Annotated in this window: 21 protein-coding genes and 1 riboswitch; of the genes, 11 read left to right on the plus strand and 10 right to left on the minus strand. The window is 65.7% G+C overall.

The window, feature by feature from the left end; translation table 11 throughout:
• Positions 1 to 14 precede the first annotated feature (14 nt).
• Both HIM68_RS18480 and HIM68_RS18485 read right to left on the minus strand, forming a co-directional pair.
• Positions 15 to 977, minus strand: a complete 963-nt coding sequence (locus HIM68_RS18480) for a helix-turn-helix domain-containing protein (protein WP_172175256.1) — start codon at positions 975 to 977, stop codon at positions 15 to 17.
• 169 nt (positions 978 to 1,146) lie between these two features.
• Positions 1,147 to 1,743 carry a TetR/AcrR family transcriptional regulator gene (locus HIM68_RS18485; protein ID WP_172175259.1) on the minus strand — a complete coding sequence of 199 codons (597 nt, stop codon included), beginning with the start codon at positions 1,741 to 1,743 and terminating at the stop codon, positions 1,147 to 1,149.
• Between the two features lie 100 nt (positions 1,744 to 1,843).
• Between HIM68_RS18485 and HIM68_RS18490 the strand changes: the two genes are divergently transcribed.
• The 3 genes from HIM68_RS18490 (at position 1,844) to HIM68_RS18500 (ending at position 6,976) form a co-directional block, all read left to right on the plus strand.
• Positions 1,844 to 3,781 carry a primary-amine oxidase gene (locus tag HIM68_RS18490; RefSeq protein WP_172175262.1) on the plus strand — a complete coding sequence of 646 codons (1,938 nt, stop codon included), beginning with the start codon at positions 1,844 to 1,846 and terminating at the stop codon, positions 3,779 to 3,781.
• A gap of 194 nt (positions 3,782 to 3,975) precedes the next feature.
• On the plus strand, positions 3,976 to 5,616 hold the full coding sequence (locus HIM68_RS18495; protein ID WP_172175265.1) for a GMC family oxidoreductase: 1,641 nt from the start codon (positions 3,976 to 3,978) through the stop codon (positions 5,614 to 5,616).
• Between the two features lie 124 nt (positions 5,617 to 5,740).
• Positions 5,741 to 6,976 (plus strand): threonine/serine exporter family protein, encoded by a 1,236-nt coding sequence (locus HIM68_RS18500; protein ID WP_172175268.1) that lies wholly within the window; start codon positions 5,741 to 5,743, stop codon positions 6,974 to 6,976.
• An 84-nt stretch (positions 6,977 to 7,060) separates the two neighbouring features.
• On the opposite strand, the gene HIM68_RS18505 is transcribed toward HIM68_RS18500, so the two are convergent.
• Genes HIM68_RS18505 through HIM68_RS18515 form a run of 3 tightly spaced genes read right to left on the minus strand, consistent with a single transcriptional unit; the run spans position 7,061 to position 10,335 of the window.
• On the minus strand, positions 7,061 to 8,038 hold the full coding sequence (locus HIM68_RS18505) for an aldo/keto reductase (RefSeq protein WP_172175271.1): 978 nt from the start codon (positions 8,036 to 8,038) through the stop codon (positions 7,061 to 7,063).
• A gap of 60 nt (positions 8,039 to 8,098) precedes the next feature.
• Positions 8,099 to 8,962, minus strand: coding sequence for an SDR family oxidoreductase (locus tag HIM68_RS18510; RefSeq protein WP_172175274.1), 864 nt, complete (start codon positions 8,960 to 8,962; stop codon positions 8,099 to 8,101).
• Entirely contained in the window at positions 8,959 to 10,335 is a 1,377-nt protein-coding gene (locus HIM68_RS18515) for an NAD(P)/FAD-dependent oxidoreductase (protein WP_172175277.1), read from the minus strand. The genes HIM68_RS18510 and HIM68_RS18515 overlap by 4 nt, the downstream gene beginning before the upstream one ends.
• A gap of 48 nt (positions 10,336 to 10,383) precedes the next feature.
• Here HIM68_RS18515 and HIM68_RS18520 point away from each other — a divergent pair, with 48 nt between their 5' ends.
• Positions 10,384 to 11,064 (plus strand): TetR/AcrR family transcriptional regulator, encoded by a 681-nt coding sequence (locus tag HIM68_RS18520; protein WP_172175280.1) that lies wholly within the window; start codon positions 10,384 to 10,386, stop codon positions 11,062 to 11,064.
• 78 nt (positions 11,065 to 11,142) lie between these two features.
• Here the strand turns inward: HIM68_RS18520 and HIM68_RS18525 are convergent, their stop codons facing one another.
• Positions 11,143 to 11,988: a DNA-formamidopyrimidine glycosylase family protein gene (locus tag HIM68_RS18525; protein WP_172175283.1), complete on the minus strand. Its 846-nt coding sequence runs from the start codon at positions 11,986 to 11,988 to the stop codon at positions 11,143 to 11,145.
• 231 nt (positions 11,989 to 12,219) lie between these two features.
• Here HIM68_RS18525 and HIM68_RS18530 point away from each other — a divergent pair, with 231 nt between their 5' ends.
• Complete coding sequence (locus HIM68_RS18530; protein ID WP_172175286.1) at positions 12,220 to 14,154, plus strand: aconitate hydratase; 1,935 nt, start codon at positions 12,220 to 12,222, stop codon at positions 14,152 to 14,154.
• 180 nt (positions 14,155 to 14,334) lie between these two features.
• Here HIM68_RS18530 and HIM68_RS18535 read toward each other — a convergent pair whose 3' ends face one another.
• From HIM68_RS18535 to HIM68_RS18545, 3 genes are all read right to left on the minus strand, one after another.
• Positions 14,335 to 15,813, minus strand: coding sequence for a catalase (locus tag HIM68_RS18535; RefSeq protein ID WP_172175289.1), 1,479 nt, complete (start codon positions 15,811 to 15,813; stop codon positions 14,335 to 14,337).
• Positions 15,814 to 16,048: 235 nt separating this feature from the next.
• Positions 16,049 to 17,413 carry a hypothetical protein gene (locus HIM68_RS18540; RefSeq protein WP_172175292.1) on the minus strand — a complete coding sequence of 455 codons (1,365 nt, stop codon included), beginning with the start codon at positions 17,411 to 17,413 and terminating at the stop codon, positions 16,049 to 16,051.
• 199 nt (positions 17,414 to 17,612) lie between these two features.
• The gene (locus HIM68_RS18545; protein WP_172175296.1) at positions 17,613 to 18,146 is read right to left on the minus strand and encodes a HutD family protein; all 534 of its coding nucleotides are present in this window, start codon (positions 18,144 to 18,146) and stop codon (positions 17,613 to 17,615) included.
• 310 nt (positions 18,147 to 18,456) lie between these two features.
• On the opposite strand from HIM68_RS18545, the gene HIM68_RS18550 reads away from it, so the two are divergent.
• Positions 18,457 to 19,839, plus strand: a complete 1,383-nt coding sequence (locus HIM68_RS18550; protein WP_229664224.1) for an MFS transporter — start codon at positions 18,457 to 18,459, stop codon at positions 19,837 to 19,839.
• Positions 19,840 to 19,893: 54 nt separating this feature from the next.
• Here HIM68_RS18550 and HIM68_RS18555 read toward each other — a convergent pair whose 3' ends face one another.
• Positions 19,894 to 20,256: a VOC family protein gene (locus tag HIM68_RS18555; protein ID WP_139469148.1), complete on the minus strand. Its 363-nt coding sequence runs from the start codon at positions 20,254 to 20,256 to the stop codon at positions 19,894 to 19,896.
• 128 nt (positions 20,257 to 20,384) lie between these two features.
• Here HIM68_RS18555 and HIM68_RS18560 point away from each other — a divergent pair, with 128 nt between their 5' ends.
• The 5 genes from HIM68_RS18560 (at position 20,385) to HIM68_RS18575 (ending at position 24,479) form a co-directional block, all read left to right on the plus strand.
• Positions 20,385 to 21,410, plus strand: a complete 1,026-nt coding sequence (locus HIM68_RS18560) for a RimK family alpha-L-glutamate ligase (RefSeq protein ID WP_172175299.1) — start codon at positions 20,385 to 20,387, stop codon at positions 21,408 to 21,410.
• A gap of 14 nt (positions 21,411 to 21,424) precedes the next feature.
• A complete protein-coding gene (locus HIM68_RS18565; protein ID WP_367647588.1) occupies positions 21,425 to 22,099 on the plus strand; it encodes a uridine kinase in 675 nt (224 codons plus the stop codon).
• A gap of 56 nt (positions 22,100 to 22,155) precedes the next feature.
• Positions 22,156 to 22,262, plus strand: a riboswitch (TPP riboswitch).
• Entirely contained in the window at positions 22,257 to 22,448 is a 192-nt protein-coding gene (locus HIM68_RS19125; protein ID WP_253904069.1) for a hypothetical protein, read from the plus strand. Its footprint overlaps the riboswitch before it by 6 nt.
• Before the next feature lie 9 nt (positions 22,449 to 22,457).
• Positions 22,458 to 22,943, plus strand: coding sequence for a TenA family protein (locus HIM68_RS18570; protein WP_253904070.1), 486 nt, complete (start codon positions 22,458 to 22,460; stop codon positions 22,941 to 22,943).
• Positions 22,944 to 22,997: 54 nt separating this feature from the next.
• Positions 22,998 to 24,479: an NAD(P)/FAD-dependent oxidoreductase gene (locus tag HIM68_RS18575; protein WP_172175302.1), complete on the plus strand. Its 1,482-nt coding sequence runs from the start codon at positions 22,998 to 23,000 to the stop codon at positions 24,477 to 24,479.

Consider the following 24,479-nt stretch of genomic DNA (forward strand, 5'->3'; position numbering starts at 1 on the left):
GCGCGAAGACTGGTTCAGTCGGCGTGAGTGCTGCGGCGGTACCCGGCAGGCGGCTGTCCGACTGCACTGCGGAACAGCCGGGAGAAGTGTGCGGGATCGCTCAGTCCCCAACGGGCGCCGATGGCGGCCACCGGGGTCTGGCGCTGCCCGGGGTCGGCGAGGTCGACTCGACATTTCTCGATGCGGCGTCGTCGGATCTCTCCGGCAACGGTCTCCCCGGTGCCTTCGAAGATCTGGTGCAGGGTGCGCACCGAGACGAAATGGGCGGCGGCGATGGTCGATGGGCTGAGCTGCGGATCGGAGAGGTGGACATCGATGTAGTCGGTGATCTCGGCCCACAGTTGCTGCCGTTCGTCGATCTCGCCGCCCGCGGCAGAGAGCTCGTCGGCCATCACGGTGGTGAGCAGATCGACGACGTTGCCGGCCAGCCGCACACCGGTCGTCCGGCTGAGGGTCGGCAGCATGGCCCCGGCCTGGGAGATGACCTGGGCGACGACCGCGCCGAGTTGGTGGTCGGCTCCGATCGGGGTGGCGGTGAGTTGGCCGACGGTTCCGGCGGGAAGGTTGACCCGTGACTGCGGGAACATCATGACGTAGGACGAGAAGTCCGAATCGAAGCTGAGCGTATACGGTCGGGACGTGTCGTAGATGGCCAGCGATCCGGGCGCCAGAGTCATCTCTCGCCCGTCCTGGATGAGCAGTCCGTGCCCGTCGAGCTGCAGAGAGACCTTGAAGTAGTTCGTTCCGGCCGCGCAGCCGTGCGCCTCCGACCGGGCTCGGGCAATCAGCTCGGGGGTGCGCAGGACGGCATGGGGATTGGCGTTGATCTGCGACATCACCACGGAGTCGTAGTCGCGCGCGCTGATGCGACCTTGGAATCCGCCTCGGCGCTGGGGTTCCGTATCGAGCGGGACGAACGAGTCCGAGACCAGGCCCTGCCAGCCGTCGAAGTCGTTCGCGGTGTCTTCAAGCAACATCGTCGTCCTCAGTTCACTCAGCCTCGACCGCTTCGCCGAAGGCCCGTTGTCCGGTCACTCTATCCCCAACCGTCGCGCCAGTCACCACCCCGAACCCGATTACCGACCATTTGGTCACCTAGCTTCGGCAAGGCTCCCTCCGTCCAAGGTTCGCCCCGGCCCTACCGGTTCAGTTCGGCAGGTCGAGTCGGGCGATGACGTAGTCGAGCTGGGCCCGAAAGCCGGCGGAGTCGAATCCGCGCCCGCCGATGATCGCCGAGGTCTGCGCCCCGAGCAGATACGTCAGGAGCACTTCGGTCTCGGATTCGATATCGACCTCGGCACGCAGACGACCGTCGGCGTCGGCCTCGCCGAGCCAGGAGACGATCCACGTCCTCCACAGCTCCATGGTCTCAGCGGTCGCGCGGGCGTGTTCGGGGTTCTGGGCCACTTCGGCGAGATAGGACAGGACGACGCGGGCTTCGTCGTGCAGCGCCGGGGTCACCGGGAGCACCTCGTGCGCAAAGGCGCGCAGAGCGTCGAGCCCGCGCAGGCCCGTCGTCGAGGTCGCGACCCTGACGTTCGTGGCCTCGAAGACGTACAGGTAGGTGGCCGCCAGCAGGTCCGCCTTCGAACCGAAATACGTTTTGACGACCCCATTGGCGAACCCGGCCTCAGCCGCGATATCGCGCATCGTCGCCCCGTTGAGGCCCTGGCGGACGATCAGGCGCAGCGTCGCCTGCACGAGGTCCAGTCGTCGCTGGTCGTGGTCGACGATCTTGGGCATGGTTCCTCCACAGCGGTGCAGATCGGGTCTTGACTTTATTTCCTACGAGTGTAGATTTTAGCGTGACTCAGCCCACAGGCCCAGATTGCAAAGGTGCACAATGTCCTGCCATTCCTCCGCCCCCGTCGCCGAGGCGACCACCGCCACCCCCTTCACACTGCCGACCGAGGCCGAGATCTCGACCGTCACCGCGGTGCTGCGCGCGGCCGGGCACTTCCCCGATACCGCGCGCATGGCCTACGTCGGCCTGCTCGATCCCGTGCGCGGTACGGAGCGGGCCATCGCCGAGGTGGATCGCCGTTTCCGTGCCTTCATCCTCGACAAGTCCGCAGGCACTGCCCGCGATATCGTCGTCTCGGCCACCCGTGAGACGGTCGAATCCGTCGCCGAGGTGGACTCCACCGAAGAGGGCGAGTTCCCTGTCATGGAAGAGGAGTTCGAGGTCGTCGAAGAGGTCCTCGCCGCCGATCCGACGTGGCTGGCGAGCCTCGAGAGGCGCGGGCTGCCCATCGCAGAGGTCCGGGTGGCGCCGTTGTCGGCCGGAGTCTTCGAATACCCGGAGGAGAAGGGACGGAGGATCCTGCGCGGGCTGGCGTTCCACCAGCAGCATGAGTCGGACTCGGCGTGGGCACACCCGATCGACGGACTCGTCGCCTATGTCGATGTCACGAACAGAACCGTCGACCAGGTCCTTGACCTCGAGAACGTTCCGGTGCCGGCCGAGCACGGGAACTACACGGATCCGGAACTGACCGGGCCCGTGCGGACCACGCAGAAGCCGATCTCCATCACGCAGCCGGAGGGGCCGAGCTTCACGGTCACCGAGGGCAATCACATCGAGTGGGAGAAGTGGTCGTTCGATGTCGGCTTCGACATGCGCGAGGGACTCGTCCTGCACAACATCGCGTTCGATGACGGTGAGCGCCGTCGCACGATCCTCGATCGGGCGGCGATCGCCGAGATGGTCGTTCCCTATGGTGACCCCTCACCGGTGCGGTCGTGGCAGAACTATTTCGACACCGGCGAATACCTCGTCGGGCAATGGGCGAACTCGCTCGAGCTCGGGTGTGACTGCCTCGGCGACATCACCTATCTGTCGCCGTGGGTGGCGAACAACCTCGGCGAACCTCGGCAGATCAAGAACGGCATCTGCATGCACGAGGAGGATGCGTCGATTCTGGCCAAGCATTCGGACCTGTGGTCGGGTGTCGCCTATACCCGGCGCAACCGTCGCTTCGTCGTCTCGTTCTTCACCACGGTCGGCAACTACGACTACGGGTTCTACTGGTATCTCTACCTCGACGGCACGATCGAGTTCGAGGCCAAGGCCACCGGTGTCGTCTTCACCTCGGCGCTGCCGAACGGGTCGACGGATTTCGCCTCGGAGATCGCGCCCGGTCTCGGTGCCCCGTTCCACCAGCATCTCTTCGGGGCTCGACTCGACTTCGCCCTCGACGGCGGCAAATGCCGGGTCGAGGAGGAGGATGTGGTGTGTCTGCCGGTCTCGCAGGACAATCCGCGCGGCAATGCCTTCAGCCGGTCCCGGACCGTTCTGGCCACCGAACTGGCTGCGCAGCGGGATGCGGATCAGTCGAAGGCGCGGACATGGGTGGTGACGAACCCGGAGTCGACCAACCGCCTCGGCGAACCGGTCGGATACAAACTGCACCCGACGGGCCTGCCCACGTTGCTCGCGGCCGAGGACTCGTCGATTCATCGCCGTGCCACGTTCGCGTCGAAGTCGCTGTGGGTCTCGCAGTATCAGGAGGACGAGCGCTACCCGACCGGGGATTTCCCGAACCAGCATCCCGGACATGCAGGGCTGCCGGCGTGGACGACATCCGATCGCAACGTCGACGGGGAGGACATCGTGGTCTGGCACAGCTTCGGCCTCACCCACTTCCCGCGGGTCGAGGACTGGCCGATCATGCCCGTCGACACCGTCGGCTTCAAGCTGCGACCTGAGGGATTCTTCGACCGCTCCCCCGTCCTCGACGTCCCCGCCCCGGAGTCCGGTTCCCCCTGCTGCGACTCCTAACCTCCCCAATTGCTACCCGACGGCGGCCCAGCAACCTGGCGCCAGGTTGCTGGGCCGCCGTCGGGTAGCACGGAGAGGTCGGGTGGGACCGAAATTGACGATACGCGCACGACCGTCGCCGACGACTTGCCGAATCGTGCACACCTCGTCCGCAGGCATTCCTCACCGGTGACCGACGTCACTAGCCTGAGGCCATGACAACCGAGCATGAATCAGGCACCGTGGCCTCGAACACCTCAGACCACCCTGACACGTTTCCCATTGAGATCCCGAACGAGCGATTCGACTACATCGTCGTCGGTGCGGGATCGGCCGGGTGCGTCCTCACCCGCCGGCTGCTCGATGCCGGAAAGAAAGTCTGCCTCGTCGAAGCAGGCGGAGACGAGACCAATCCGAATATCGACCATCTCAACAACCTCGGACTGATCTGGCATTCGCAGCAGGACTGGGACTACTACACTCCCCCGCAGCCGGCGGCGATGAACCGCCGCATCCACCTCCCCCGCGGCAAGGTCCTCGGCGGGTCGAATGCCCTCAACGCCGTCATCTGGGTCCGCGGCGATGCCTGGGACTACGAACAGTGGGTCGAATCCGGGTGTCCGGGATGGTCCTGGGACGAGGTCTGGCCGGTCTTCGCCGCAATCGAGAACTTCGACGGCGACATCGCTGAGAATCGAGGCACCGACGGTCCGATGGATGTGCGCGTCGACTATGCGCGCAATCCGCTGCAGGAGGACATGTTCACGGCCGCCACACAGACCGGCATACCCGTCAATGACGACTACAACTCCGGATCCGTCGAAGGCATCGGAAAGATCCAGCTCAACGTCCGCGACGGCAAACGAATGAACACATGGCGCGCCTACCTCAAGCCCCGCCTCGGAGGTGAGAACCTCACGATTCTCACCTCCGCGCACGCCCGTCGGCTTCTCCTCGACGGGACCGCGATCACCGGTCTCGAGATCGATTTCCGCGGCCGCGTCGGCACCGTGTCCGCCGACGAGGTTGTCCTCTCCGCAGGTGCCCTGGCCTCCCCCGAGCTGCTACTGCGGTCGGGCATCGGTCCTGCCGAGGAGCTTGCCGAGGTCGGCATCGACTCCGTGGTCGATCTGCCGGGCGTCGGCAAGAATCTCCAGGATCACTGGCTCTCGCCGGTCATCTTCTCCACCGGAGATCGGGAGGTGCCGATGGGAGAGGTGGCGCCCGCCGAGGTTCACTTCTTTGCGAAGTCCCGACCGGAGCTGCCGGTCCCCGACACCCAGCCGTTGTTCTTCTCCGTGCCGATGTATGCCCAGGATGCGGCGCCGACCGCGCAGATCGGACCAGGACCCGGCGGAGCCTTCACTCTGCAGGGCGGCCTGGTTCGCCCCGAAAGTCGCGGAGAGGTGCGGCTCAGCGGGCCGAATCCACAGGATCCGCTCGTCGTCGACCCGCAGGTGCTCTCGGCACAGGCCGATGTCGACGCTCTCGTCGCCTCGGTGAGGCAATGCCGTGAGATCGGGCGGGCCGAGGCGCTGTCATCGTGGCAGCCCACCGAGATCCACCCGGGCCCCGAGGTGGCCGACGAGGACCTCGAGGACTACGTCCGCGGGTCGGTTGTGACCTATCATCACCAAGCCGGAACCTGCCGGATGGGAACGGACGCCGAGGCGGTCGTCGACCCGGCCACGTTCGAGGTCCGGGGCGTGAGCCGGCTGCGGTTGGCCGATGCGTCGATCATGCCGCTCGTGCCGACCGGGAACACGAACGCTCCGACGATCATGATCGCCGAACGCGCCGCGGCCGCTCTCGTCGGCTCCCCCGCCGCAGGAATCACCGCTCCCGCCGCCCATTGATTCCCCTTATTGCTACCTGACGGGGGCCCAGCAACCTGGCGCGAGGTTGCTGGGCCCCCGTCGGGTAGTAAGAGGCTGGTATCTTCTACTTCGTCGGCCGAACTGCAGACGAGAGGGACTGGGAGTGCACGAGGCAAGCGAAAAGACCGTCCCCGCACAGGAGCTGCTGGTGACGATCGGGACGGGGCTGCTCGCAGGTGGGATCTCCTCGGTCGATGTCGAAGACGCACTGACCGGACTGGCACCTGCGGTCGGCCTGAAGTCCATCAATGTCGCTGCCCTTCCCAAGGGCCTTTTCCTCACCATCGGCCCCGGCAGTCCCACCCGATTCGAACGCATCGGCCCTGACCTGCGGTTCGACCAGACCGCGAAGCTGCTCGACATCGTCGACGCCGTGCGGTCGCGTCGGCTCGGCATCGACGCCGCTCGCCACATGATCGAGGCCGGGGTCTACGGCACTCCCCCGCGCTGGCCCGGATGGGTGACCTGCCTCGGCGCGGTGCCCGTCGGCGTCGGGCTGTGCCTGCTGCTCGAACCGGGACTGGTCAACCTCGCCTTCGCCGCTCTCGGTTCGCTCATCGTCGCGGGTGTCCTCGCCGTCAATGCCCGCCACCCCAGCCTCGGACCGCTGCTGCCGGTCGCCTCGTCGTTCATCGTCGCGGTGCTCATCCTCATCGGCTTCCGCCTCGACTGGCTGGACAGTCCCCTGCGCACGATCGTCGCCACTCTGGCGCTGCTGCTGCCCGGCAGCGCCGTGGTCACCGGGCTGACCGAGATCTCCGCCGGCGCCCTCTCGGCAGGCAGTTCCCGGCTCGTCTCGGCCACCGTCCAGTTGGCGATGTTCATCGCCGGAGTCGCCGGTGCCGCCGTCGTCACTGGCACCGGCGCCGAGGCGCTTGCGAACTCCCAGCTCACCTCCTCGACATGGTGGCTCTCCGCCCTGGGCGTGGCCGCCGCGACACTGGGCCTCATCATCTATCTGCACACCCCTCTCGAGCACACCGTGCCGATCGTCCTCACCATCGCTGCGGCCGCGCTGGCGCAGCTGGGCATCGGTGCCGAATTCGGTGCGGCCATCGGCGGTCTGGCCGGCGCTTTGACCGCATCGGTGGTGGCCGTCGTGCTCTCGCGCCTGCCGAAAGGCCCGATCTGGCGGATCAGCTTCGTGCCCGCGTTCCTCGTCGTCGCTCCCGGGTCGTTCGGGCTCCTCAATGCCTCGCAGATCGAATTCGGTGACGGCGCTGGGGTTGCCGGCAGCATGCTGGCGGCTGCGACCACGTTCTTCACGATCGCCATCGGCACGGTCATCGGCGCCGCCATTGCCCACACCGTCGAGCCCAAGGACGAAATCGTCGCCTGAGACACCCCTAGAGCTACCTGACGGCGGCTCAGCTACCTCGCGCGAGGTTGCTGAGCCGCCGTCAGGTAGTAATTGGGAGGGAAGTCAGGACGGTTCTTCTACAGCGAACGGTGTCGAGGCCCGGTCGAGACGGTCGACCTCGTCGGCGCTGAGCTCGAGCCCGGGCGCGGCCATGACCGCCTCGAGCTGCTCAGGTGTGCGGGCCGAGGCGATCGGCGCCGTCACGCCCTTAGCCAGCAGCCAGGACAGCGCCACAGTCGTCGGAGCGACATCGTGCGAATCAGCGATCGCGACGAGATCGTCGACGACCTTGAGCCCCTCGGCATTGAAATATCCCTGCACCATGCCACCCCGATCGGCCCCCTCGAGGTCGGCTTCGGTGCGGTATTTGCCGGTGAGGAAGCCGGCGGCAAGGCTGAAGTACGAGAACACCGCGAGATCCCGCCGCTCGGCGATTGGGCGCAGATCGGTCTCGAACTCCCGCCGATAGACGAGGCTGTACTGCGGTTGGATCGCGACCGGCTTGACCAGCCCTTCGTCCTCAGCCGCTGCGAACCACCCGACCAGACGCGCCGGCGAATAGTTCGACACCGCGGTGTGCTTGGCCTTACCGGAACGGACGAGCTCATCGAAGACGCGGGCCACCTCGGCGATGGGGGTCACCTCATCGTCACGGTGGGCGTAGTAGAGGTCGACGTGATCGGTCTGCAGACGCTCCAGTGAGGCGTCGATGGCGGTGCGGATATATTCGGGATCCTGAGTCTTGTGCTCGGGATGGTCGCCGACCTTCGTGGCGATGACGACGTCATCGCGGTTGCCCCGCGAGGCCAACCAGGTGCCGATGATGGTCTCGGATTCGCGGCCGGTGTTGCCGGGCACCCACGCAGGGTAGGACTCGGCGGTGTCGAGGAAATTGCCGCCGCCTGCCACGAAGGCGTCGAGGACGGCATGGGACTGCGCCTCATCGGCCGTCCACCCGAAGGTGTTCGTGCCGAGATTGATCGGGAAGACGGACAGGTCGGTGCCGGGGATCTGCTTCCGTGACGTCAAATTTTCCTCCATTCGCAGAATGTCCGGGCCTCAGATGGCCCGCACCTCTGCACAACGGATAGATCTGGAGGACTATTCCGCCGAGGCGGCCCGCCCCTGACCGCGCCCCGCGCGGGAGGTCGTGAACGCCGCGACCTCGTAACCGGCGCGGGCGTCGGCCCTCACCTGCGCGACCTGGTCGGGCACCATGGCCCCGAAGATGCGGTCCCTGACCGGCTGTGGCAGGAGATCGGCCAGGCGGGTCACGGGACCGATGAAGCCGGGTACGGTGATCTCGAAACGGGGCCGGGCGACCGCACGGACGACGGCGGCCGCGACATCGTCGGGACGCAGCAGCGGACCCGCACCGGTGCCGGTCCCCGCGGCCAGGACGGTGTCGACGACGGCGGGCATGACGGCGGTGAAGTGCACCCCGGTACCGCGCATCTCCGTGCGCACAGCCTTGAGGTAGCCGAGCACTCCGTGTTTGGTAGCCGCGTATGTCGCCTCGCCCGGGGTGGGCAGGATCGATGCCGCCGAGGCGACCGTGATGAGGTGACCGTGCCCGGCCTCGCGCATGGCAGGTGCTGCGGTCTTGATTCCGTTGATGACGCCGAGGAGGTTGACCTCGAGCTGAGCGCGAGCCGCTCCGTTCGGTTCCTCGTCGAAGGAACCGACCCACATGATGCCGGCATTGTTGACGAGCACATCGACGGGGCCGAGATCGCGGCGGACGAATTCGAGGAAATCGGCGAAGGAGTCCGGGTCGGTGACGTCGAGGCCGAAGGCGCGCACTCCCAGTTCCGCGGCGGTGTCCTCGGCCGCTTCGAGGTCGCGGTCGCCGATGGCGACTCGGGCGCCGGCCGCGGTGAACTGTGCGGCGATCGCCTTGCCGATTCCGCGTGCCCCTCCGGTGACGGCGACGATCTTCCCGCGGGTTGTGCCGAAGCGTTTCATGCGGCGATCGCTCCCTTCTTCATCTCCCGGTCGATCTCCCACAGGTAGTGGTCGAAGTCGACCTCCATCGTGTGCCGTGGCGAATCGTAGAACTGCTTCTTGTTCCGGCGGTCATCGCGAGCCATCTGTCTGACCATGTCCCGACGGCTCGGCAGTTCGCAGGATCCCGTGAGGATCTTCGCCACCAGCTTCGACTGGGCTTCGGACAGCGGCATGACCGCACCCACCGGCTGAAGCAGGCCGATGAAGAACAGACCCGGCCGGTCGGGGTGGACACACCGCTTCCACAGCGGCAGGTCGTTGTTCTCGACGTCGACGACGTCGGAGGACAGGAACGGAAACGACACCCGGTAGCCGGTGGCCCAGACGATGAGGTCGGCCGGGGCTGAGGTTCCGTCGGTGAAGACGACGCGGTCGCGCTCGAGGCGTTCGATCCCGGGACGCACCGTCACGGCACCGGCCTTGAGGCGATCCCGGATGGCATCCGACTGCACGGGGTGGGACTGGCCCGGCGTGTGGCCGGGCACCGGCAGTCCGTATTTCTTCAACCCGCCGGAGAGGATCGCGCCGAGGCGCAGCCGGGCCGAGGTCATCCACCACGGGGCCCACCCGGGCAGGACGATCTGGTCGGCCGCCATGCCCATGATCGTCTTCTTCATCACCCATTGGCCGCGTCTGATCGAGAGGGTGACGTTGTTCGCCCGGCGCGAGCCTTCGACGGCGATGTCCATGGCCGAGTTGCCGGCACCGACGACGACCACATCACGTCCTTCGAGCTGGTCGCCGCTGCGGTAGTCGTGGGCGTGGATCTGTTCGCCGGCGAAGTCCCCCGGGTAGGCAGGGTCGGGCCAGCGGGCATCCCAGTGGTGGCCGTTGGCGACCATCACGGCATCGTAGTGCCGAGTCTCCGACACGGCGTCCTGACCTGTTCCGGATCTGATGTCGACATCCCAACCGCCACGGCCGCCTCGGCGAACATCGGTGACTTCGGTGTTGAAGGTGATCGTGTGACCGAATCCGAAATGGTCGACGTAGTCGCGGAAATAGTCGAAGACCTGATCGTGGCTGGCGTAGTGCGGGTAGTGCTCGGGCATCGGGAAGTCGGAGAAGGCCATGCGCGGGCACGAGGTGTTGATCTGCAGGGTCTCGTAGCAGGCGCTCTGACCATTGGGGTTGTCGAAGAGCCATGTGCCGCCGATTTCGCTGCCCTTTTCGAAGCAGTCGAAGGGGATGGCCGAGGTGTAGAGCGTCTTCGCGGCGGCGATGCCGGAGGATCCCGCTCCGATGATGCAGACCTTCGGCAGAGAAGGGTCCGGGGCGACCGGGGCGGTGGGGGCCGGTTCGCGACGACCTTGTCGAATCATGTAAGCCATGTCACAGAGTATGCCAGTGAAAATATGAATTTTCACTATAATGGGAGGATGGATTCTTCTCCGGCCCAGCCTTCTTCCCCACGTCGCTGGCACGGCACCCTGCGGTCGGAACGGGATTCGGCGCGTCGTACGCGCCTGCTCGACGCGGCGCTCGAGCTCTATGGAACGATCGGGTTCCGAAAGACCTCGGTGCAAGCCCTGTGTCAGGAGTCGGGGGTCTCCAGCCGGTCCTTCTACGAGCTCTTCCCGACTCAGGAGAGTCTTCTCGAGGACCTCTACATCGAACTCAACGAGGAGATCACCACGGTCCTCGACGAGGCGCAGATCCCCTCTGACGCCACTTTGGCCGAAGCTGCCAGGCTGATCGTCGGCGCGGCCCTGTCGCCGATGCTCGATGACGAGCGCAAGGCTCGCCTCCTCGAGGTCGAAGCCGTCGGCATCTGCGACTCACTCGAGGAACGGCGTCATCAGACGATGCGACTGCTGGCCGCCTCGGTGCAGGGAGCCTTCGACGAACTCGATCACGCCTACGGCCTGACCGCGCCGGCGGCGTCGAATGACCTCACAAGCATCGTCCTCGTCGGCGGAATCACCGAGACGCTCGTGCAGCGCATCCACACTCCCGCCGATGAGCGATCATCCCGGGATGAGTTCCTCACCGCCATCACCGAGGTGGCCCTGCGTGCCCATGGCATCGCCGACCGCCATTTTCGCCTCCGCCCAGCGTGAGAGTGCGGTGAGCGGGGGTACAGATCCTGTCGATGGTGCCGTCCATGCCGGTAGTCGGATCTCACTTGAGGAGGCGCCTCACTTGAGGAGGCGGTCCATTCGACGGTCGGAGAGCTTCCTTCCGCCGGTCTGACAGCCGGGGCAGTACTGGAGAGATTTGTCGGCAAAGGACACCTCGGCGATGGTCTCCCCGCAGACATGACAGGTCTCACCTGTGCGGCCGTGAACGGAGAATCCGCGTTTCTTCGCGGTTTTGATCTTGCCCGGCGGCAGGCCGATGAGGGCTGTGCGGGCGGCATCGAGCACCTCATGGATGGCGGTGTGCAGCGTCTGCGGGTCGTTGGTCTTCGCGGTTGCGAACGGGGAGAGCTTCGCAGCGTGGAGGATCTCATCGGTATAGGCATTACCGAGGCCCGAGATGATTCTCTGATCTTCGAGGACCGTTTTGATCCGGGAGGTCGACTCGGACAGTGCCGCGGCGAGTTCGTCGACGGTGAGACTCAGGGCGTCGGGGCCCAGCGATGCGAGGGCGGGCACCTCGGAGGGGTCGCGGACGAGGGACACGGCGGCGTTCTTCTTCGATCCGGGTTCGATGAGGTCGAAAGCGGCTCCCGAGGCCAGGGTTACGCGCATTCCCAACGGCCCTTTGCCCATCCGGACCGGACCATTCGGTACGGTGTCATGCCAGTTCAGCCAGCCCATTCGGGCGAACCGGCAGACCAGGTTAAGTCCGTCGAGACCGATGACGAGGGCTCGCCCACGGCGGGCCACCTCGGTGATTGCAAGTCCGGCGAGCGCATCGATGCTCGGGTCGACGGTCTTGAGCAGGCTGAGCTCGGCGATGTCCGCGCGGGTGACGAAGTCCCCGACTAGCCGAGGACGCAGGAAGTCGACCAGCGCGTCGACCTCGGGCAGCTCCGGCATAGTCCCAGTATCCTCCTCACCGCCCAATCCCAACACCCCCAATTGCTACCTGACGGCGGCTCAGCAACCTCGCGCGAGGTTGCTGAGCCGCCGTCGGGTAGTTCTGAGACGCGCAAACCCGGTCGCAGGAGGTGACCGACCTTGAGAACCCGTCGGTCGAGGACTAGCGTGGATTGACCACCGCAAACCGAGTGGCTTCGGTGGATCGCTGACTGCCGAAGGAGGCGGACAATGGCTGAGAACGTTGCTCAGAAGCTCATCCGGTCACATCTGGAGTCCGGGGAGCTCGCTCCCGGAAACGAACTCGGGATCCGGATCGACCAGACTCTCACCCAGGATGCGACGGGCACCCTGGTCATGCTCGAGCTCGAGGCGCTCGGCCTCGACCGCATCCGCACGGAACTGTCCGTGCAGTACGTCGATCACAACCTGCTGCAGACCGATGAGAAGAACCCGGAGGACCACGAGTTCCTCCGCTCTGCCGCGGCACGGTTCGGTCTGTGGTTCTCCCCTGCCGGCAACGGCGTCTCCCACCCCGTTCACCAGTCACGGTTCGGAAAGCCCGGAGCCACTCTCATCGGTTCCGACTCGCACACCTGCGCCGCCGGTGCCCTGGGAATGCTCGCCATCGGCGTCGGCGGGCTCGAGATCGCCATGGCCATGGCCGGTGAACCCCTCTTCATCAGCGCGCCGCAGATCATGGGCATCGAGCTCACGGGCGCCCTGCCCGACTGGGTCTCGGCCAAGGACGTCATCCTCGAGATGCTGCGTCGCCACGGCGTCAAAGGCGGAGCCGGAAAGATCATCGAATACCACGGAGAGGGCCTGAAGAACCTCACGGCCATGGACCGTCACGTGATTGCGAATATGGGTGCCGAGCTCGGCGCCACCGCCACGGTCTTCCCCGCCGACGATGCCGTCCGCGACTACCTTGAAGCCGTCGACCGCGGTGAGGATTTCACGCGCATCGAGGCCGATGAGGGCGCCGAATACGACCTCACCGACGCCATCGACCTCTCCCAGCTCGAGCCGCTCATCGCAGCACCTTCATCTCCGGGCAATGTCACTGCGGTGCGCGAGGTCGCCGGCGACGACGTCTTCCAGGTCGTCGTCGGCTCCTCGGCGAACCCGGGACTGAGGGATTTCGCCGTCGTCGCCGAAACACTTGCCGACCGCCAGATCCACCAGCAGATTTCACTCGACATCAACCCCACCTCACGTGAGGTCCTTGCCGACCTCATCGCCGGCGGATGGCTGACCTCTCTGGTGGGATCCGGGGCCAGGATCCACCAGTCCGGCTGCATGGGCTGCATCGGCATGGGCCAGGCTCCGGCGGTCGGGCGCAACAGTCTGCGCACCATGCCGAGGAACTTCCCCGGCCGGTCCGGCACCGACGAGGACGCCGTGTGGCTGTGCTCGCCGGAGACCGCAGCCGCTGCCGCGCTGACTGGGAAGATCACCGATCCTCGCGATCTCGACATGGACTATCCCGAGGTGCGGCTGCCAGAGAAGTACTCCGCGAACCGCAAGATGCTCGTCCCACCGCTGGAACCGGAGGAAGCCCGGTCGGTCGAACTCGTGAAGGGAACGAACATCTCGACCCTGCCGGACTTCGATCCGCTGCCCGATGACATCGATCTGGAGATCCTGCTCAAGGTCGGCGACAACGTCTCCACCGACGAGATCATGCCCGCCGGATCCCGCGTTCTGCCGTACCGGTCGAACATCCCGAAGATCTCAGAGTTCGTCTATATCCAGGTCGATGACACCTATGCCACCCGTGCCGCCGACCACGACGGAGGGCACGCGATCGTCGGTGGGGACAACTATGGTCAGGGGTCCTCTCGCGAGCATGCGGTCATCGCTCCCCGTTATCTCGGTCTGCGGGTCGTTGTGGCGAAATCGTTGGCGCGGATCCATTGGCAGAATCTCGCGAACTTCGGCGTCCTCGCTCTCGAGTTCACGAACGAGGCCGACTATGAGTCCCTGTCCCAGGGTGATGTGCTTGAGTTTCGTGGTCTGCGCGATGAGCTCGGTGACGGGACGACGATCACCGCCGAGGCGGCCGGCCGGAAGTTCGAATTCCGCCATGGCCTGTCGCCGCGTCAGGTCGAGATGGTCCTCGCCGGCGGTCGCATCGCCCAACGCGCCGCCCACCTCACTTGACTCCACGAACTACCTGACGGCGGCCCAGCAACCTCGCGCGAGGTTGCTGGGCCGCCGTCAGGTAGTAATTGGAAAAGAGAAAAAGAGAAGGCGGCCCGGACGCTCCCGCGGTGGGGAGGTTCCGGGCCGCCGTCTCGTGCCGAATTCCGAGCGGTCAGACGCTCACAGTCTCAGAGCTTGTCAGCCCTTGACCTTGGTCTCAATGGCAGCGCCGACCTCGGCGTCGATGTTCTTCCAGTACTGGATCGCGTTCGACAGCACCGGCTCCTCGACTCCGTCGGAGAGTGCGCCGGCCACAGTCTCGATGAGCCCCTGGCGCTCCTCCTCGGAGTAGACCTCGCGAACCAGGGTGTGTGCCTGGCCGAAGTCGTCGTCCTCGGCGTGCAGGCTGTAGGCGCTGCGGACCAGCTCGCCATCGGCCTCCCAGCCGTTGTCGACCGGACCCTGCTCGTCCTGGAAGGAACGTCCGTACGAGTTCGGGGCGTAGACCGGTGCATTACCCGAGTGGTGGTACTGCATCTGGCCTTCCTTGTCATACGAATTCGTCTTCGTGACAGGGGCGTTGACCGGCAGCTGGTTGAAGTTCGTGCCGATGCGGTTGCGCTGTGCATCCGGGTAGGAGAACACACGTCCCAGCAGCATCTTGTCCGGCGAGAGCCCGGTTCCCGGCACGGTGTTCGAGGGGCTGAAGGCAGCCTGCTCGATCTGCGCGAAGTGGTTCGAGGGGTTCTCGTTGAGGGTGAACTTGCCGACCTTGATGAGCGGGTAGTCCTTCTTCGACCAGGTCTTGGTCAGGTCGAAGGGGTTGAAGCGGTAGTCCTTGGCTTCTTCGTACGGCATGATCTGCACGCTGAAGGTCCAGGACGGGTAGTCCCCGCGCTCGATGGCATCGAACAGATCGCGACGGTGCATGTCCGCGTCCTCGCCAGCCATCCGACCGGCTTCCTCGTTGCTCATGTTCTCCACGCCCTGGTCGGTGTGGAAGTGGTACTGGACCCAGAACTTCTCTCCCTCGGCGTTGACCCACATGTAGGTGTGCGAGGAGTAGCCGTTCATGTGGCGCCAGCTCTTGGGCAGGCCGCGGGGTCCCATGAGGTAGGAGACCTGGTGAGCCGACTCTGGCGAGAGCGACCAGAAGTCCCACTGCATGTTGTTGCTGCGCAGACCCGAATCGGGGGTGCGCTTCTGCGAGTGGATGAAGTCGGGGAACTTCATGGGATCGCGGACGAAGAACACGGGGGTGTTGTTGCCCACCATGTCGAAGTTGCCCTCTTCGGTGTAGAACTTCAGTGCGAATCCGCGCACGTCGCGCCAGGAGTCGGGCGAGCCGAGTTCACCGGCGACGGTGGAGAAGCGGGCCAGCATCGGGGTTTTCTTGCCCGGCTGCAGGAAGTCGGCCTTGGTGTACTTGGAGACGTCTTCGGTGACTTCGAGCTCACCGAATGCGCCGGATCCCTTGGCGTGGGGGCTGCGCTCGGGAACACGCTCACGGTCGAAGCGAGCAAGCTTTTCAACCAGAGCCACATCGTGGAGCAGCAGCGGCCCGTTCGCGCCCACACTCAGCGAGTGAGCATCGGATTCCCGCGGCGCACCGGACTCGGTCGACGATGCCTTCGTATTGTCGTGACCGGCATATTCATGATCTGTATGTTGCGTCATAACATCTCCTTCAACCGTTTGATTTCAGGCGTCGTCGCCCAGCCCGCGATCACGGCCACCGGTGAGATGCGGTTCCCGCCGGTGCAGCTGATCGATCGGCTGAGCGCCGTTCGCCCAGTCTCGTTATCCCGACTTCGGCAGAACACTGTCGGAGTTGGTTTCAACCTAGCGATGTTCTCTACTTCATACAACCAAGGGTGGGCTGTCTAAATTCCCGTCCTCGACGTTGTCCGGCTCACCCCTCCGCCGAGGCGGCCGACCCACCACCGGAACCGCCGGAACCGCCGGTTCCGGATCCGCCCGAACCCGACGAGCCGCTGCCGGAACCGCTGCCCGAACCGTCCGAGGCGGATCCGGAGCCCGTGCTGCTGCTTGTCCCGCCGCTGGTGTCCCCGGTGCTGCCGGTGCCATCGGTCGAGGTGGAACCGCTGCTCGTTTCGGTGCCGTCGGTGCTCGTCGAGCTGCCGGTGGAATCGCTCGTGCCCGTCGTCGTGTCCGTGCCCTGAGAGCCCTGCCCCTCGGCCCCACCTTCGGTGTCGGTCTCCCCCGCCGAGGTGGACTGACCGTTCTGGGTGTTCGATCCGCTGTTCGATGAGCTCTGACCGCCGTCGGCGCCCGACCCGGATCCGCTCGACGATTCGTTTCCACTGCTTCCGGAGTCCGAGGCCCCGTCGTCGGTGACGGATTCGTCGTTCGTCGACTGCCCGGTCACCGATCGTGAGATCTGCGAGGTGCCTGGTGAGATATCGGCTTCGGTGAAGTTCTCGGCCACGACGACCGCGCCGAGTCCGATTCCGAAGGCGGCGACGCCGATCGTCAACGGGTAGAGGATCCGTTTGCGTCGCAGCTTCTGCCACCAGGAGCGGGGCTCGCTCTCGGTCTCACTGCTGTCGCCGTCTTCGGCTGTTCTGTCGTGCGGCACCGAGGCGGCTGATGCAGTCGCATGGCCACCGGTGGGCTCCGGCGGGGCGAAGGCCGAATCCTCGGCAAGTGTCTGATCGACAGCTGCGGTCTTCGCGGTGGGGTTCTTTGCGATCTTCGCCTTGACGGCCGGGGCCAGCTTGGAGCCGACCTCTTGGATCTTCTCCTTGCCTTTGTCGAGGCTGCGGCCGTAGAGGGTGACGGCGAGACCGGTGACGATGCTCGCGATGCCCGCGCCGACGACGGTGCCGGCGACGCCGAGCTGACCGCCGATGACCGAGGAGGTCGCCGCGGCACCGGCACCCGCGATCAGCTGGGTGGCCGAAATGCGCCCTTCGGACTTCTTCTCGTCGTCACCGCCAGTCGCTTCTCCCGCCTGGCTTCCGTCCCCCGACGGCATCGAGGCGGTCCGCTGCCCGTCCTCGGTGCCCACGGTCTCCGCCGACACACTCCTCGCCGGACTTGCTCCGGTCCGATCGTCAATGCGGATCGGATTGGGCGGCATCACCGGAGTAGTGACATGCTCGGTCGGCGCCGCCTCGGCACGAGGCCTCTCCGCGATCTCCTCGGTGATGAGCGGCAGAGTCTGAGAGTGCCGCGGCGCGCTCGTCGGAGCCTCACTGCCGGGAGTCGTCCGCTGCTTGTCCGTCTGGTCGGTTTCGCCGTGATTCGATGCCAATGGTCCTCCATAAACACGTACTTCTCACCAGTATCGGACTCGAGTGTGCGGGCATCCTGACCCACCCCCTCGCAGTCTGGGAGATCGCTGACCCACCCGACCGCGGATAGGCGTGTTGACCTGCGAAAACGACGACCGGTGTGATGCGGCAGACACGCGCTTCACACCATTTCCCCAGCGGTGTGGGCCCCGTCTTCCCTCAACGCAGGAGGACTCCGCCGAGGCGGTCCGCCGGACCGTCGGAACCGGTGAGTTCGAACAGCTGGAAACGCGGGCGGTCCGGGCTCGACGCGAGGGTGAGGAGGAAGGCGGCGCCGTCGTCCGCCCTCACTGCGTGTTCCTCGTCGGGGCCGATCATCGCCAGCTCTCGCCGAGGCGGGTCGACCGAATCCGACTGAGCGACCATGAGATTGACTGCGAAGCACGGCTCACCCAGTTCAGTGAGCACGACGGCTCGGTCCCCGCGGAAGCGCAGCGGAGTCAGCCGGGGAATGCGGTGTGTTCGACCGTCGACGGACAGCACCACCTCGGCGGTGGGCAGGAAGGTGCGCTCCATCCCTGGCAGGACGGAGAACTCGGCGGTGCGATCGAGCCGTGCGATGCTCAGTCGCCACGGCCGCGCAAGCGGGGTCAGATTCTCGGAGTCGGCGGGGGAGACGAGCTCGGTCGTCTCCCCGGCACCGTTGGCCCAGGGAACGGGATCACGATCATCAAAGCTGGTGAGAAGGCGCATAGAACCACTTTAGACGGACCTGCGACGAGCTGTTCACAACCTCGGAATCGGGGGTTCCCGCGCAATCGGGGTTGCCATGAGAGCTGAGAGGACTAGCCTTGAGTGGTGTTTTTCGTCGGGGCGACCCGGCTGAGAACAACGACATCAACCAGAACGATGAGGGGCTCGCGGAGACGACTGCGCGTGATTCTCACACTCTGTGGATTCGCGCCCGGGTCGCGTTCCCGCAAGCCTCTCACCGGCAATCGGAGGGAGGGACATGTTCGGACCGGATAATGTCCGCCGGCGGTGGCGGCCGGAAGAGATCACAGTGACCAAGCCCGACGTCACGAAGCGGGCCATCGGCGCCGCGGCCATCGGCAACATCACCGAATGGTACGACTTCGGTGTCTACGGCTACCTCGCCGTCGTGATTGAGGGAATCTTCCTGCCGGAGGACTCAGGACCGATCGGGACCGTCATCGTCGCCGGACTCTTCGCCGTCGCCTTCCTTGTCCGTCCGCTCGGCGGTCTGGTGTTCGGCCCTTTGGCCGACAAGATCGGGCGCAACAAGGTGCTGGCGATGACGATGATCATGATGGCCGCCGGCACCTTCCTCATCGGTGTCATCCCCGACTATGCGACCGTCGGCCTCTGGGCACCGTTCCTGTTGCTGGCCTGCCGTCTGCTCCAGGGCTTCTCCACCGGCGGCGAGTACTCGAATGCGATGACCTTCATCGCCGAATACGCACCCGACCGGCGCCGCGGCTTCCTCGGCAGCCTGCTCGAGGTCGGAACGTTCACCGGCTACGTCCTCGGTGCACTCGTCGCCACGATCATGCAGGCTGTTTCGACTCCCGAGTTCCTCGAGTCGTGGGGCTGGAGGATCCCGTTCTTCGTCGCTCTGCCTCTCGGCTTCATCGGCGTCTACCTGCGCACGAAGCTCGCGGATACTCCTGCCTACAAGGAGATGGAGAAGCTCTCCGAACAGGAGGAGCAGAAGAACCACGCTAAGGGCGAGTTCAAGAAGATCTTCAAGCTGTGGCCGAACCTGCTGGCCTGCTGTGGTCTGGTGCTGGCCTGGAACGTGACGAACTACATGCTCACCTCCTTCATTCCCGTGTACTTCCCGATGGTCGAAGACCTCCAGGGCAGCGGCGGAGTCTCAGAACTGACCTCGCAGGTCCTGCAGATCATCGTCATGGCCTGCTGTCTGGCGCTGATCCCGGTCATCGGCAAGCTCTCGGACAGGCTGGGCCGCAAGGCCGTTGTGCGCGCGGGAGCGCTCTCGCTCATCGTGCTCTCGTTCCCGTCACTGTGGCTCATCCGCGGGCACAACGACTTCGTGGTCTTCCTCGGCCTGCTCATCATGGGGCTCAGCCTCATCTGCTTCAGCGCTACGATGCCCTCGACTCTGCCGTCGCTGTTCCCGACGATGGTCCGCGCCGGTGCACTGGCGATCGCGTTCAACGTCTCGATCTCGCTGTTCGGCGGCACGACGTCGTTCGTCATGACCTCGCTCATCAACGCCACCGGATTCCTCATGTGGCCGGCGATCTACCTCATGGCCGCTGGAGTCATCGGGCTCGTCACGATCCACTTCGTGCCTGAGAGCAATCGTCGTCCGCTGTGGGGTTCGACTCCGTCGGCGGCATCGAAGGAAGAGGCGAAGGACCTCGCCCAGGAGCTCAACGAGGAGGCCGACCTGGTCTGAGCCGGCGCGTGTCAGCGCCGATGGTCTCTCCGGATCAGCTCTGGGCGGGGCCGGTCATCCCTTGCACAGGCAGAACGGGTGGCCAGCCGGGTCGAGGAACACTCGGAACGTCTCTCCCGGCTGCTCCGGGGCCTTGCCTGCGCCGATCTCGAGCACGGCTTCCTCGGCGACGTCGAGATCATCGACCATGACGTCGAGGTGCATCTGCTGCGGGTGGGCCTGCCCGGGCCAGCTGGGTGCGTGGTAGTCCTCGACCTGCTGGATGCAGATCGGCGGCCAGGAGTTGGAGACGACTTCTGCCCAGGTGCCGTCTTCTTCGACGGTGACCGACCAGTCCAGGAGTTTGCCGTAGAACTCTGCGAGTTCACCGGCGTCAGGGGCGTCGAGCACGACAACGGGCTGCTTTGCGATAGCCATGCCCCGAGTCTACGCCGCCGCACTGACACAGCGAAGGGCTGGACACCAGGGCGTAGGATTGTTGAGCAGATCCGCCGATGTTTCCGCGTACTCTCGGCCGCACCGGCTCCACACGATGAAGGTTCGCGATGAGTTCTCATGCCCTGCCCGTCGGCGACGGTCCGTCGGTCTATGTCATCCATGACAATCCGGAATGGATCGCTCCGTTCACGGATGCGCTCGACCGCCTCGGCGTCGCCCATGTCGAATGGCTGCTGCCCGAGACCACGATCGATCTCGCCGCCGAGCCCCCACAGGGGGTGTTCTGGTCGCGGCTGTCTGCGTCGGCGCACACCCGGACCGATCCGCATGTGAAGGAGTACGGGCGTGCGGTCCTCGACTGGCTCGCCGCCGCCGGCCGCCGAGTCATCAACGGTCGCGATGTCTACGAGCTCGAGGTGAGCAAGGTCCGCCAGCATCGCGAGCTGGCCGGCCGGGGCTTCGATGTTCCGCGCACCGCCGCCGCGTTCGGACCGCGGGCGCTCGTCGACGCCGCGGCCGGCTTCACTCCCCCATTCATCACGAAGCACAATCAGGGCGGCAAGGGCCTCGGTGTGCGTCGCTTCGACTCCCACGCCGAGCTCGAGGCGGTCGCCGATGAGTTCGCGCCCGGTGGAGCGAATGCGCCGATCGACGGCATCACCCTCATCCAGGAATATGTGCAGCCTGCCCAGCCGTTCATCACCCGTGCCGAATTCATCGGCGGACGCTTCCACTATGCGGTGCGCGTCGACGTCTCAGGTGGGTCATTCGAGCTGTGCCCGGCCGATGCCTGCACGATTCCGGGTGCCGGGGCCGATCCCGACGTCGAGGCGGTCCCCCAGTTCGCCCGCCGTGAGGAGATCACGGCCGGAACACCGCTCATCGCTCGGCTCGAGACGTTGTTGGCCGACCTCGGCATCGAGATCGCCGGCGTCGAGTTCATCGAGACCGCCGATGGCCGGCAGGTCGTCTATGACATCAACACGAACACGAATTACAACCCAGCCGTCGAATCCGGAGAGCAGCTGGCCGGTCGGCAGCCGGCCGCCGATCGGATCGCCGATTTCATAGCCGACACCCTCGCCGAGGCGGCCCCACAGTCGGTATCCCCCGCCGGGTCCGCAGCCCGGTGAGGTCCCGCGCCCGCGTGCTCACGGAACTACTGGCGGAACTGCGAGCAGTCCGGCCAGGGCGTCGTGCGCTCATTGCCCTCGATGGGGTCGACGGTGCGGGGAAGACGATGCTCGCTCACGAGCTCGTGAATTTGGCCAAGACCGCTGCGGACGTTCCTGGACATGGTTCCGACCGCCGGGTCGCCGCCATCAGCATCGACGGGTTCCACCACCCTCGGGCGATCCGCTACGCCCAAGGCAAGGGGCCAGACACCTTCTATCGCCGTTCCTATGACTACGGAGCTTTCGTCGATTCCGTCGTCGAACCATTTCGACGAGGCGGCACGGTCGTTCCAGCCGTGTGGGACGTCGACAAGGATCGGCCGATTGCGCCCGAACCTCGGAATCTGCCGAACGACTGCGTCCTCCTCATCGACGGAATCTTCCTCCACCGGCCCGAGCTTGTGGACCTCTGGGATGCGAGCGTGTGGGTCGATGTTCCCTTCGAGGTCTCGGTCCCGCGAGGAAACGAGCGGTTTGCCGGAGCCTTCGATGCCGATCCCGAGGATGAGTCGAATCGCCGCTACGTCGGTGGTCAGCGACTCTACTTCGCCGAGGCTGCTCCGTGGGAAAACGCCACATGGGTGCTCGACAATCGCGATCTGGAACGGCCGACCCTGATCCGCCGGTCCGGGCCCGACCGGCCCTGATCTGCCGGCCCTGGCCCGTTCGCTCTGACAGCACACCTTATCCCGATGATAGTGTCGAAGTGCTACAGGGGAGCGCCGAAAGGACCGGCGCTGAGAGTGCGCATGCAGACCCTTTGAACCTGATCCGGTGAGCACCGGCGGAGGGAGTGGACAAGCAATGACCACCACAGATTTCGACACATCGATCACCGTGGACGCCGACGGAGCTGTATCAGCACTGGTGAGTTCGACCAGCCGGCAGTGGGCGGGAGCGGTCGATCACCGGTTCGTCCGGGAACTGTTCGCCGGCAGCATCGACGACGCAGTGATGCGCGACTATCTGGTGCAGGACTATCAGTTCTTCGAGTAGTTTCTGTCGATGCTCGGCGCGTGCGTGGCCCACGCCGATGAACTCGAGGCGAAGCTGCGGTTCGCCCGACAGCTGGGAATGCTCGTCGCCGATGAGGACACCTATTTCGTCGACTCCTTCGCCGAATTGGGAGTCGATACAGCCGATTATCTCCACCCGGAACTGACCGCCCCGACGGTTGGGTTCCGCAATCTCATGGACTCGTCAGTCGCTTCGGCGTCGTATCCGCAGCTGCTCGTCGTCCTCGTTGTCGCCGAATGGCTCTATCTCGACTGGGCCGAGTCCCGGAAGGACATGCCGCCGCGACATATTCACCGAGGCTGGATCGATCTCCACCGAGGCGAGGCCTTTCACGGGTGGGTGCAGTTCCTCGTCGACGAACTCGAACGCGTCTTCCCCTCCGGCGACGCCGAAGCCGCCGAGTCCCTGACCCGCGTGTGGCGGCACGCCGTCGACCTCGAATGCGCTTTCTTCGACAACGTGTACGACAACTGAGCCGCCAGGGAACGCACACCGCAGCCGTCCATCTCACTGACCTAGACTGGCCCCATGAGCACAGGTGTAGATGCAGTCGTCATCGGATCCGGCCCGAACGGCATGGCCGCCGCCGTCACCATGGCCCGTGCCGGGCTGAGCGTCGAAGTCTACGAGGCTCAGCCGACGATCGGCGGCGGCGCCCGCACCCTCGACCTCGGTCTGGCCCCCGGCGTCACTCATGACATCTGCTCGGCCGTCCACCCACTGGCCATCGCCAGCCCCTTCTTCGTCGACTTCGACCTGCGTGCCCGCGGCCTCGAGTTCACCACCCCCGAGATCTCCTACGCCCAGCCCCTCGACGGCAAACCCGCCGCGCTGGCCTTCCACGATCTCGAAAAGACGGTCGACCACCTCGGCGCGGCAGGACCGGAATGGCGGCGTTTCTTCGCTCCGCTGCTCGACCGGGTCGATGACGCGATCTGGCTCTCCCTCGGTGACAAACGTTCTGTGCCAGAGACCCTGCGCGATCTTCCCGGCATCGCGAACGTCGTGAAGTTCGGCCTGCGGCTCCTGTCCCAGGCCAGTCCCGCGTGGAACATTCCGCTCTCCCACGAATCCTCCCAGGCCCTGTTCACCGGCGTCGCCGCGCACGCAATCGGTGGGCTGCCGGCGATGGGCACCGCGGCCACGGCCACGATGCTCTCGACCGTCGCCCACGCGGGCGGCTGGCCCTCCCCCATCGGCGGATCGCAGTCGATCATCGACTACCTCGTCGCCGACCTCGAAGCCCACGGCGGAACCGTGCACACGGATGCGCGCATCGACCACGTATCGGACATGCCCGCTGCCCGCGCCTACATGCTCGACACCTCGGCGCTGAACGCCGCGCAGATCTTCTCCGGCCTCATCCCGAGCCACGTCGACAAAGCCCTGCGCAGCTTCAAACACGGCAACGCCGCTGCCAAGGTCGACTTCGTCCTCAATGGACCGGTCCCCTGGTCCGACCCCGAGGTCGGCCGTGCCGGCACTATCCACATCGGCGGATCCCGGGCGCAGATGGCCGCCGCCGAGGCACAGGTGATGTCCGGTCGCATGCCCGCCGATCCCGTGTGCCTCGTCTCGGATCCGACCGTCTTCGACCCATCCCGCGAGGTGAACGGCCTGCGACCGCTGTGGACGTATGCGCACGTGCCCTTCGACTGCCCGCTCGACCCGACCGAGTACATCACCCGCCAGCTCGAACGCTTCGCCCCGGGCTTCCGCGACCGCATCGTCGCGCACAACGCGATCCCCGCCTCCGAGATGGCCGGCCACAACCAGAACTACATCGGCGGGGACATCGCCACCGGCATCGTCTCCTTCTACCGGATGATGGCCCGCCCGCGCACCAGCTGGGACAACTACAGCCTCGGCGTGCCCGGTGCCTACCTGTGCTCGGCAGCGACCCCGCCGGCACCGGGCGTGCACGGGATGAACGGCTGGTTCGCCGCGCGCCGGGCTCTCAAAACCCGATTCGGCATCGACGAGGCACCCAGCCTGTCACCGGGCGACTGA

It is taken from the genome of Brevibacterium sp. CT2-23B, assembly GCF_013168765.1.
In the GTDB taxonomy this organism is placed as follows: Bacteria; Actinomycetota; Actinomycetes; order Actinomycetales; family Brevibacteriaceae; genus Brevibacterium; species Brevibacterium sediminis.

Bases quoted from the DNA above. Each gene is read 5' to 3' on its own strand.
- HIM68_RS18555 (WP_139469148.1), bottom strand. From the start codon at position 20,256: ATGGCTATCGCAAAGCAGCCCGTTGTCGTGCTCGACGCCCCTGACGCC.
- HIM68_RS18535 (WP_172175289.1), bottom strand. From the start codon at position 15,813: ATGACGCAACATACAGATCATGAATATGCCGGTCACGACAATACGAAG.
- HIM68_RS18495 (WP_172175265.1), top strand. From the start codon at position 3,976: ATGACAACCGAGCATGAATCAGGCACCGTGGCCTCGAACACCTCAGAC.
- HIM68_RS18485 (WP_172175259.1), bottom strand. From the start codon at position 1,743: ATGCCCAAGATCGTCGACCACGACCAGCGACGACTGGACCTCGTGCAG.
- HIM68_RS18530 (WP_172175286.1), top strand. From the start codon at position 12,220: ATGGCTGAGAACGTTGCTCAGAAGCTCATCCGGTCACATCTGGAGTCC.
- HIM68_RS18520 (WP_172175280.1), top strand. From the start codon at position 10,384: ATGGATTCTTCTCCGGCCCAGCCTTCTTCCCCACGTCGCTGGCACGGC.
- HIM68_RS18490 (WP_172175262.1), top strand. From the start codon at position 1,844: ATGTCCTGCCATTCCTCCGCCCCCGTCGCCGAGGCGACCACCGCCACC.
- HIM68_RS18525 (WP_172175283.1), bottom strand. From the start codon at position 11,988: ATGCCGGAGCTGCCCGAGGTCGACGCGCTGGTCGACTTCCTGCGTCCT.
- HIM68_RS18480 (WP_172175256.1), bottom strand. From the start codon at position 977: ATGTTGCTTGAAGACACCGCGAACGACTTCGACGGCTGGCAGGGCCTG.
- HIM68_RS18515 (WP_172175277.1), bottom strand. From the start codon at position 10,335: ATGGCTTACATGATTCGACAAGGTCGTCGCGAACCGGCCCCCACCGCC.
- HIM68_RS18510 (WP_172175274.1), bottom strand. From the start codon at position 8,962: ATGAAACGCTTCGGCACAACCCGCGGGAAGATCGTCGCCGTCACCGGA.
- HIM68_RS18545 (WP_172175296.1), bottom strand. From the start codon at position 18,146: ATGCGCCTTCTCACCAGCTTTGATGATCGTGATCCCGTTCCCTGGGCC.
- HIM68_RS19125 (WP_253904069.1), top strand. From the start codon at position 22,257: ATGACCACCACAGATTTCGACACATCGATCACCGTGGACGCCGACGGA.
- HIM68_RS18505 (WP_172175271.1), bottom strand. From the start codon at position 8,038: ATGGAGGAAAATTTGACGTCACGGAAGCAGATCCCCGGCACCGACCTG.
- HIM68_RS18575 (WP_172175302.1), top strand. From the start codon at position 22,998: ATGAGCACAGGTGTAGATGCAGTCGTCATCGGATCCGGCCCGAACGGC.
- HIM68_RS18560 (WP_172175299.1), top strand. From the start codon at position 20,385: ATGAGTTCTCATGCCCTGCCCGTCGGCGACGGTCCGTCGGTCTATGTC.
- HIM68_RS18570 (WP_253904070.1), top strand. From the start codon at position 22,458: ATGCTCGGCGCGTGCGTGGCCCACGCCGATGAACTCGAGGCGAAGCTG.